At 70.7% G+C, this 6554-nt stretch carries 8 protein-coding genes; 5 read left to right on the forward strand and 3 right to left on the reverse strand.

Translation table 11 applies throughout. The features are described 5' to 3' along the window. Positions 1-10: 10 nt before the first annotated feature. A complete protein-coding gene (locus tag VNM44_RS16265; RefSeq protein WP_325627217.1) occupies positions 11-163 on the reverse strand; it encodes a hypothetical protein in 153 nt (50 codons plus the stop codon). 22 nt (positions 164-185) lie between these two features. On the opposite strand from VNM44_RS16265, the gene VNM44_RS16270 reads away from it, so the two are divergent. Genes VNM44_RS16270 through VNM44_RS16280 form a run of 3 tightly spaced genes read left to right on the forward strand, consistent with a single transcriptional unit; the run spans position 186 to position 3348 of the window. Then, positions 186-1355, forward strand: a complete 1170-nt coding sequence (locus VNM44_RS16270) for a phosphopentomutase (protein ID WP_325627219.1) — start codon at positions 186-188, stop codon at positions 1353-1355. Beyond that, positions 1352-2056, forward strand: a complete 705-nt coding sequence (locus tag VNM44_RS16275) for a class I SAM-dependent methyltransferase (RefSeq protein ID WP_325627221.1) — start codon at positions 1352-1354, stop codon at positions 2054-2056. The genes VNM44_RS16270 and VNM44_RS16275 overlap by 4 nt, the downstream gene beginning before the upstream one ends. After that, on the forward strand, positions 2053-3348 hold the full coding sequence (locus VNM44_RS16280; RefSeq protein ID WP_325627223.1) for a thymidine phosphorylase: 1296 nt from the start codon (positions 2053-2055) through the stop codon (positions 3346-3348). The genes VNM44_RS16275 and VNM44_RS16280 overlap by 4 nt, the downstream gene beginning before the upstream one ends. Positions 3349-3360: 12 nt before the next feature. On the opposite strand, the gene VNM44_RS16285 is transcribed toward VNM44_RS16280, so the two are convergent. Together VNM44_RS16285 and VNM44_RS16290 are read right to left on the reverse strand one after the other, a co-directional pair. Next, positions 3361-3585 carry a hypothetical protein gene (locus tag VNM44_RS16285; RefSeq protein WP_325627225.1) on the reverse strand — a complete coding sequence of 75 codons (225 nt, stop codon included), beginning with the start codon at positions 3583-3585 and terminating at the stop codon, positions 3361-3363. Positions 3586-3601: 16 nt separating this feature from the next. Next, the gene (locus VNM44_RS16290) at positions 3602-3961 is read right to left on the reverse strand and encodes a DUF4260 family protein (protein WP_325627227.1); all 360 of its coding nucleotides are present in this window, start codon (positions 3959-3961) and stop codon (positions 3602-3604) included. 358 nt (positions 3962-4319) lie between these two features. Here VNM44_RS16290 and mutM point away from each other — a divergent pair, with 358 nt between their 5' ends. Continuing rightward, positions 4320-5147 carry a bifunctional DNA-formamidopyrimidine glycosylase/DNA-(apurinic or apyrimidinic site) lyase gene (gene mutM / locus VNM44_RS16295; RefSeq protein ID WP_325627229.1) on the forward strand — a complete coding sequence of 276 codons (828 nt, stop codon included), beginning with the start codon at positions 4320-4322 and terminating at the stop codon, positions 5145-5147. A gap of 357 nt (positions 5148-5504) precedes the next feature. Next, positions 5505-6245 carry a DNA repair protein RecO gene (recO, locus tag VNM44_RS16300; RefSeq protein ID WP_325627231.1) on the forward strand — a complete coding sequence of 247 codons (741 nt, stop codon included), beginning with the start codon at positions 5505-5507 and terminating at the stop codon, positions 6243-6245. Positions 6246-6554 lie beyond the last annotated feature (309 nt).

Consider the following 6554-nt stretch of genomic DNA (forward strand, 5'->3'; position numbering starts at 1 on the left):
TCGTCGTGGACTAGCTCTTCGCGTCGGCGTCCGCCCGGTCGCGCTGCTGCTTCGCGCTCTCGGACGGGGACACCCTGACGACCGCCCACGTGACCGACATCGAGAGCGCGAGGATCGCGACGATGTACAGGAGCAACTCCAGCAGGCCGAGGGCGGTGTCCATTGGCGGACTAGGATAGCTCGCTGTGCCGCGGGCCTGTGTCATCGTGCTGGACGCCGTCGGGGCGGGGGAGCTCCCCGACGCCGCCGACTGGGGTGACGAGGGGTCGGACACCCTCGGGAACGTCGCACGCGCGGTCGGCGGGCTGGACCTGCCGAACCTCGAGGCGCTCGGCCTCGGGAACGTGAAGCCGCTCGAAGGGTGCCCGCCGCAGCCCTACGCTCCCGCGGTCGCCGGTCGACTGCTCGAGCGCTCCAAGGGCAAGGACACGACCGCCGGCCACTGGGAGCTGATGGGCGTCGTCACGCCGACGCCGTTCCCGACGTACCCGTACGGCTTCCCGGACGAGGTGATCGACCCCTTCATGAACCGAACGGGCCGGGGCGTCATCGGGAACAAGCCCGCGTCGGGCACGGAGATCATCCAGGAGCTCGGCGAGGAGCACCAGCGCACGGGGAAGTGGATCGTCTATACCTCGGCCGACTCGGTTTTCCAGGTCGCAGCGCACGAGGAGACGATCCCGCTCGAGGAGCTCTACGCCGGCTGCCGGGTCGCGCGCGAGATCCTGACGGGCAAGCACGCGGTCGGACGCGTGATCGCGCGACCGTTCGCCGGGGACCCCGGCCACTACGAGCGCACGCCGAACCGTCACGACTTCTCGCTCGAGCCGCGCCGGCCGAACTACCTGACGGCGATCCGCGACGCCGGCCAGACCGTGTACGGCGTCGGGAAGATCTCGGACATCTTCGCAGGCTGCGACATCGACGAGTCGTTCCCGACGAAGTCGAACGTCGACGGCATCAACCGGACGATCGAGCTCCTCGAGAACGTGGACTCGGGGCTCGTCTTCGTGAACCTCGTCGAGACCGACCAGCTCTGGGGGCACCGAAACGATCCCGTCAACTTCCATCGCTGCCTGCAGGACTTCGACCGCCGGCTGCCCGACATCCTCGACGCGCTCCACGACGGCGATCTGCTGATCCTCACGTCGGATCACGGCTGCGACCCCACGACGCCGTCGACAGACCACTCGCGTGAGTACGCGCTTCTGCTCGCCTACGCAGCCGGGAAGAACGCGGCGGGCCGCATCCACGAGGACGGCGAGTTCGGCGACGTCGGGGCGAGCGTCTGCGCCTGGCTCGGGGCGAAGCATCCCGGAAAGGGCGCTCCCGGCCGTCCGATTCTCGAACGGTGAGGATCGACGACCCGGTAGCAGTCGCGCGGCAGTACGCGACGGAGACGAACCTCGAGGCACGGCGGTCGCTCTATGCGAACGCCGAAGGCCCGGATCCGCGGGAGATCGCCTTCGACGCAGTCGCAGAGATCGCTCCGAAACGCGTGATCGAGGTCGGCGGCGGCCCCGGCGAGCTGGCGGCGCGGATCGGCAGCGAGCTCGGATGCGAGGTCGTCATGCTCGACATCTCGCCGCGGATGGTGGAGCTCGCGCGCGAACGGGGCGTCGACGCCCGAGTCGGCGACGTGCAGAGCCTTCCCTTCCCGGACGGAGCGTTCGACTGCGCGCTCGCGGCCTGGATGCTGTTCCACGTGGCGGACCTCGACGCGGGTCTCCGCGAACTGGCCCGCGTGCTCAGGCCCGGTGGACGGCTCGTTGCGACCACGAACGCCGCCGGTCACCTGAAGGAGCTCCGGGAGATCGCCGGCACGGCGGCGTGGCCGCAGGTGTTCACGCGGGAGAACGGCGCCGAGACGATCGGAAGGCACTTCGACCGGGTCGAGCGCCGAGACGCAGACGGCTGGATCACGATCGACGACGACGAGGTCGTGCTCGGCTTCGTCGCGTCGCTCGACGCGGAGACGCCCCCTGTCCTTCCCCCGTTCGAGCTTCCCATCCGGAGCCGGCGCGCGTCCTCCGTGTTCGTCGCCACGAAGTCATGAGAGCCGCCGAGCTGATCGAGCAGAAGCGGAACGGCGGGGAGCACGATCCGGGAGAGCTCGCAGAGCTGATCCTCGCCTACGCACGGGACGAGGTCCCGGACTACCAGATGGCGGCGTGGTGCATGGCGGTCTACTTCCGCGGACTGAGCGCCGCCGAGACGCAATCGCTGACCGACGCGATGATCCGCTCCGGCGAGACCCTCGACCTCGGCGCGCTGCTCGGCCGCAAGGTCGTCGACAAGCATTCGACGGGCGGGGTGGGGGACAAGACCTCGATCGCGGTCGGGCCGATCGTCGCCGCCTGCGGCGTTCCGCTCGGGAAGATGTCCGGGCGCGGGCTCGGCCACACGGGCGGGACGCTCGACAAGCTCGAGTCGATTCCGGGCTTCCGGGTCGAGCTGACCACGGAGGAGCTCGTGGCGCAGCTGAAGGACGTCGGCATGGCGATCGTCGGCCAGACTGCCGATCTCGTCCCGGCCGACAAGAAGCTCTACGCGCTGCGCGACGTCACGGCGACGGTCGACATCGTGTCGCTCATCGCGAGCTCGATCATGTCCAAGAAGCTCGCCGCCGGCGCCCAGGCGATCGTGCTCGACGTGAAGGTCGGCGACGGGGCGTTCATGAAGACGCTCGACGATGCGCGCGCGCTCGCGGAGCAGATGCGGGAGATCGGGACGAGGGCCGGGCGGGAGGTGACGTGTCTCCTGACGGACATGGACCAGCCGCTCGGACGCGCCGTCGGCAACGCGCTCGAGGTCGACGAAGCGCGTGACACGATCCGGGGCGACGGCCCCGCGGACTTCACTGAGCTCGTGCTCGACGCGAGCGCCCGGCTGCTCGCGTACTCGGACCTCGGGATCGACGTCGACGAGGGTCGCAGGCGCGCGCAGGCGGCAGTCGACGACGGGAGCGCACTCGAGACGTACGAGCGCTGGATCCGGGCGCAGGGCGGCGATCCGGATCCGTCGGTCCTCGAGCAGGCCCCCGTCCAGATGCCCGTCGCCGCCCCGCGCGAGGGTGTCGTCAGTCGTGTGGGAGCTCTCGCGGTCGGCAACGCTGCGCTCGAGCTCGGGGCCGGCAGACGGACGAAGGACGAGCCGATCGATCACGCGGTCGGTGTGCTCTGCTTCGCCAAGCGGGGTGACACGGTGCTGGCGGGCGACGACCTCGCCGAGGTGCACGCGCGTGACGACGAGAGCGCGCGGAGGGCGGTCGCGGCCGTACTCGCCGCGTACGAGATCGGCGACAACGCGCCCGTCGACCACGGGATCCTGCTGGACGTCGTCGACTGACGGCATCGGCCTTCAGTAGTCGAGCGCGATCCGCCACTCGCTGCGGAGGACAGCGGCGTAGCGGTCTCCGGCCGCGGGCTCGCTTCCCGTCGCGTCCGCGATGGCGCGCGCTCGCGCCTTGCGGGCCGGGAGCCCGGGACGTTTCGGAACTTCCCCGATCAGCTGCCACGTGTCGTCGTCGAGCTGTCGGAGCACCACGAACGCAGGCCCGCGCGGGGCGGCGGTCGCTCGCGTCATGTCGTCCTCCTTCCGTCTACACGCGCTGCAGGTGCGTGTCCTGGAAGCCCGTTGGGTACTTCAGCCCGTAGCCGATCGCGCGATCCACGCCGATGTGGGCGCCCCAGATGAGCGCGATCTGCACGGCGAGATCCGTGTCCGCGAACACGCCGACCAGGGCGAGCGCGACCGGGATCGCGTACGTATGTGCGATGTCGTATGCGACTGCGCCGACGGCGGTGCCGGCGGCGTAGCCGACCATCGAGAGGTCGGGGGCCAGCGCGAGCAGGAGAAGGAGCCACCACGCGTATCCGAGATGGAAATAGAGGGCGACTGCTGCCACCGCGACCACGGCGCCCTCGATGTGCAGCAGCGATCGCGGCAGCCGATCGGTCATCCGGCGATCGTAGCCCCACGAGGGTGCGGAAACCCGTACCGCAGGAGTACGGCATCGCGCCTCGTTCCGGCAGGGGCGGTCGCGTTTCATGTCTGCACGCGGATCGAGGAGGCGGCATGAGCGGAGATCGTCCGGAAGTGGAGTCGGAGATCGTCCTTCCGGGCGGAATGGAGCTCGTCGTCCCGCCGCGCGCAAGAGACGAGGAGGAGTCGCCCGACCACGCGGCACATCGCGGAGCTGCCGGCCGTTCCCGCCGTGGAGGTCCGGCAGGGTTACGGCCGTTGGGGCCGGGCGGGGGGCCGCGCGCGGCGCAGGCAACCTAGCGGGGGCCGCGGGCCGTCGCCCGTACGATGGCGCCGTGCCCGAGCTGCCCGAGGTCGAGACCGTCCGTCGCCAGATCGCTCCCGTGCTCGAGGGCGCGACGATCCTCCGTGCCGAGATCCTCGACGTTCGGCTGACCCGTCCCGTCGAACCGGAGTTCGTCGCGGATTCGCTCGTAGGCGAGCGGATCGCGACGGTCGAGCGTCGCGGGAAGTACCTCCTCTGGCGTATGGCGAGCGGCCGCACGCTCGTCGTCCACCTCCGGATGACGGGATCGCTTCGGCACGCGCCGGCGGGCAGCCTGCCGGCGGACGCGTACAGGCGTGCACGAGTGGTCCTCGATACCGGAGCGGAGGTCGGGTACCGGGACGTGCGCCGCTTCGGAACGTGGGAGCTTCTCGACGAAGGGCATCTCCACCCGTACCTCGCCTCCCGCCTCGGCCCGGAGCCACTCGCACCCTCCTTCACGGCCGCCCGGCTCGGGCGCCTCCTCGAGGGCCGACGTGCACCCGTCAAGGCGTTCCTGCTCGACCAGCGACGGATCGCCGGCGTCGGGAACATCTACGCGGACGAGGCGCTCTGGCGGGCGCGAATCCACCCACGCCGCGTTGCCGGGGAGCTCGGGCTCGACGAGGTTGCGCGCCTACACCGGGCCGTCCGGGCCGCGCTGCGACGCGGCGTCGAGCTGCAGGGGTCGACGCTTCGCGACTATGCGACGCCGGACGGCTCGAGCGGCGGCATGCAGCGCGAGTTCCACGTCTACGGCCGGCTCGGAGAGCCCTGCGACCGGTGCGGGAGACCGATCGAGCGGATCGTGGTCGCGGGGCGGGGGACCTGGTTCTGCCCGCATTGCCAGGCGCCGTGATCGTTGTCTTGGCGCGCGGGACCTCGGGAGCCGGGTGCTTCGGCCCGGGGAGCGATCGACACGGTCTCGGCTCACTCTCGTGACCCACTCGTGCGTGTTGCCACGTTAGGCTATGAGCCGTGGGGAGGAGGTCGGCGGCCCGGGAGGGTCGACGGCCGGACATGTCTGTTTGGGACACATGTAGCGGTGGCGACGGTGACTGGCCGGGCGCGGCGGCGAGGTTGACTCCCGGGGAAAACTGGGAGCGGCAGGGGAGACTGGGAGCGGCAGCGGCCGAAGCGGGGTGGGTGCTGTGGAGCGGAACCAGGGAGGCTCGGAGCTTCAGCGACAGCCACGCTACGTCCTAGACTCGATCCCATGGCCCTGCCGACGATCACCGAGGCGGTCGTCCTTCGCGCGTTCGCGTTCGGCGAGGCCGACCGCGTTCTCCACGTCTACACCGAGGCGAACGGGCGCGTCGGTGTCGTGGCGAAAGGCGTCCGACGGACGAAGAGCCGGTTTGGCGGACGGCTGGAGCCGTTCTCGCACGTGGAGCTCTCGATCCACCGCGGCCGCGGTGAGCTCGGCACGGTGACCGGCGCGTCGCTCGTCCGCTCCCACGACGCTGTCAGGACCGACCCCTACCGCCTCCAGGTCGGCCTCGTGGGGCTCGAGGCGATGCTCCGGCTGTTCACCGAGGAGGAGCGAAACGACCGCGCGTTTCTCGCGGTGACGAGATTCCTCGACGCCCTCGACGGCCGGGAACCCCAGCGCGGGCGCCGGCCGGTGCTCGATCCGGTCGTCCTCTCGTTCCAGCTCAAGCTCCTGTGGCTCTCGGGTTTCCTCCCGCATCTCGGGAGCTGCGTCGAGTGCGGTGCCGAGACCGGTCTCGTTGCGTTCCAGCCTGCGTCCGGCGGTGTCGTGTGTACCGCGTGCGACCACGGAGGGATCGGGCTGTCGCCCGACGGGTCGAACGCGATCGCAGCGCTGCTCGGAACGCCGATCGCGGACGCCCCAGGGCTCGGCATCGGCGACCGTGCGGCGCGCGACGTGCTGGCGGTCGTCACGTCGTCGTACGAGCACCACGGCGGCTTCCGCCTGCGCACGCTGTCCGCCTGACGTTCGCCAACACTGCGTCTCGGCCGCGCGACTGTCGCGGCGCCCAGCTTGCGACTCAAGCGACGCGGGCAGTTGCGGCGGCGGAGCGGACGCCTTCCGGGATCTGCCCCGCCGAAGGCGGGGATCCGAGCGCAGGATTCCGCTCGGCGGAATCCTCCTTGCGAACAAGGACTAGAACCGCTCGAGCACGCGCTCGAGGGCGCCCTCGGAGATGAGCTGGTCGGTCAGCTCGTTCCGCCCGGGGCGCACTTCGCGCCGCACGATGCCGTTCTCCGCGAGGCGGTATTGACCGACCCAGTCGAGGCGCGG

Origin of the sequence: Gaiella sp., assembly GCF_035558935.1 — a bacterium.
Classification (GTDB): domain Bacteria; phylum Actinomycetota; class Thermoleophilia; order Gaiellales; family Gaiellaceae; genus Gaiella.

Excerpts from the sequence above, each read along its gene's own strand:
- VNM44_RS16265 (WP_325627217.1), bottom strand. The coding sequence starts at position 163 with ATGGACACCGCCCTCGGCCTGCTGGAGTTGCTCCTGTACATCGTCGCG.
- VNM44_RS16280 (WP_325627223.1), top strand. The coding sequence starts at position 2,053 with ATGAGAGCCGCCGAGCTGATCGAGCAGAAGCGGAACGGCGGGGAGCAC.
- VNM44_RS16285 (WP_325627225.1), bottom strand. The coding sequence starts at position 3,585 with ATGACGCGAGCGACCGCCGCCCCGCGCGGGCCTGCGTTCGTGGTGCTC.
- VNM44_RS16290 (WP_325627227.1), bottom strand. The coding sequence starts at position 3,961 with ATGACCGATCGGCTGCCGCGATCGCTGCTGCACATCGAGGGCGCCGTG.
- recO (WP_325627231.1), top strand. The coding sequence starts at position 5,505 with ATGGCCCTGCCGACGATCACCGAGGCGGTCGTCCTTCGCGCGTTCGCG.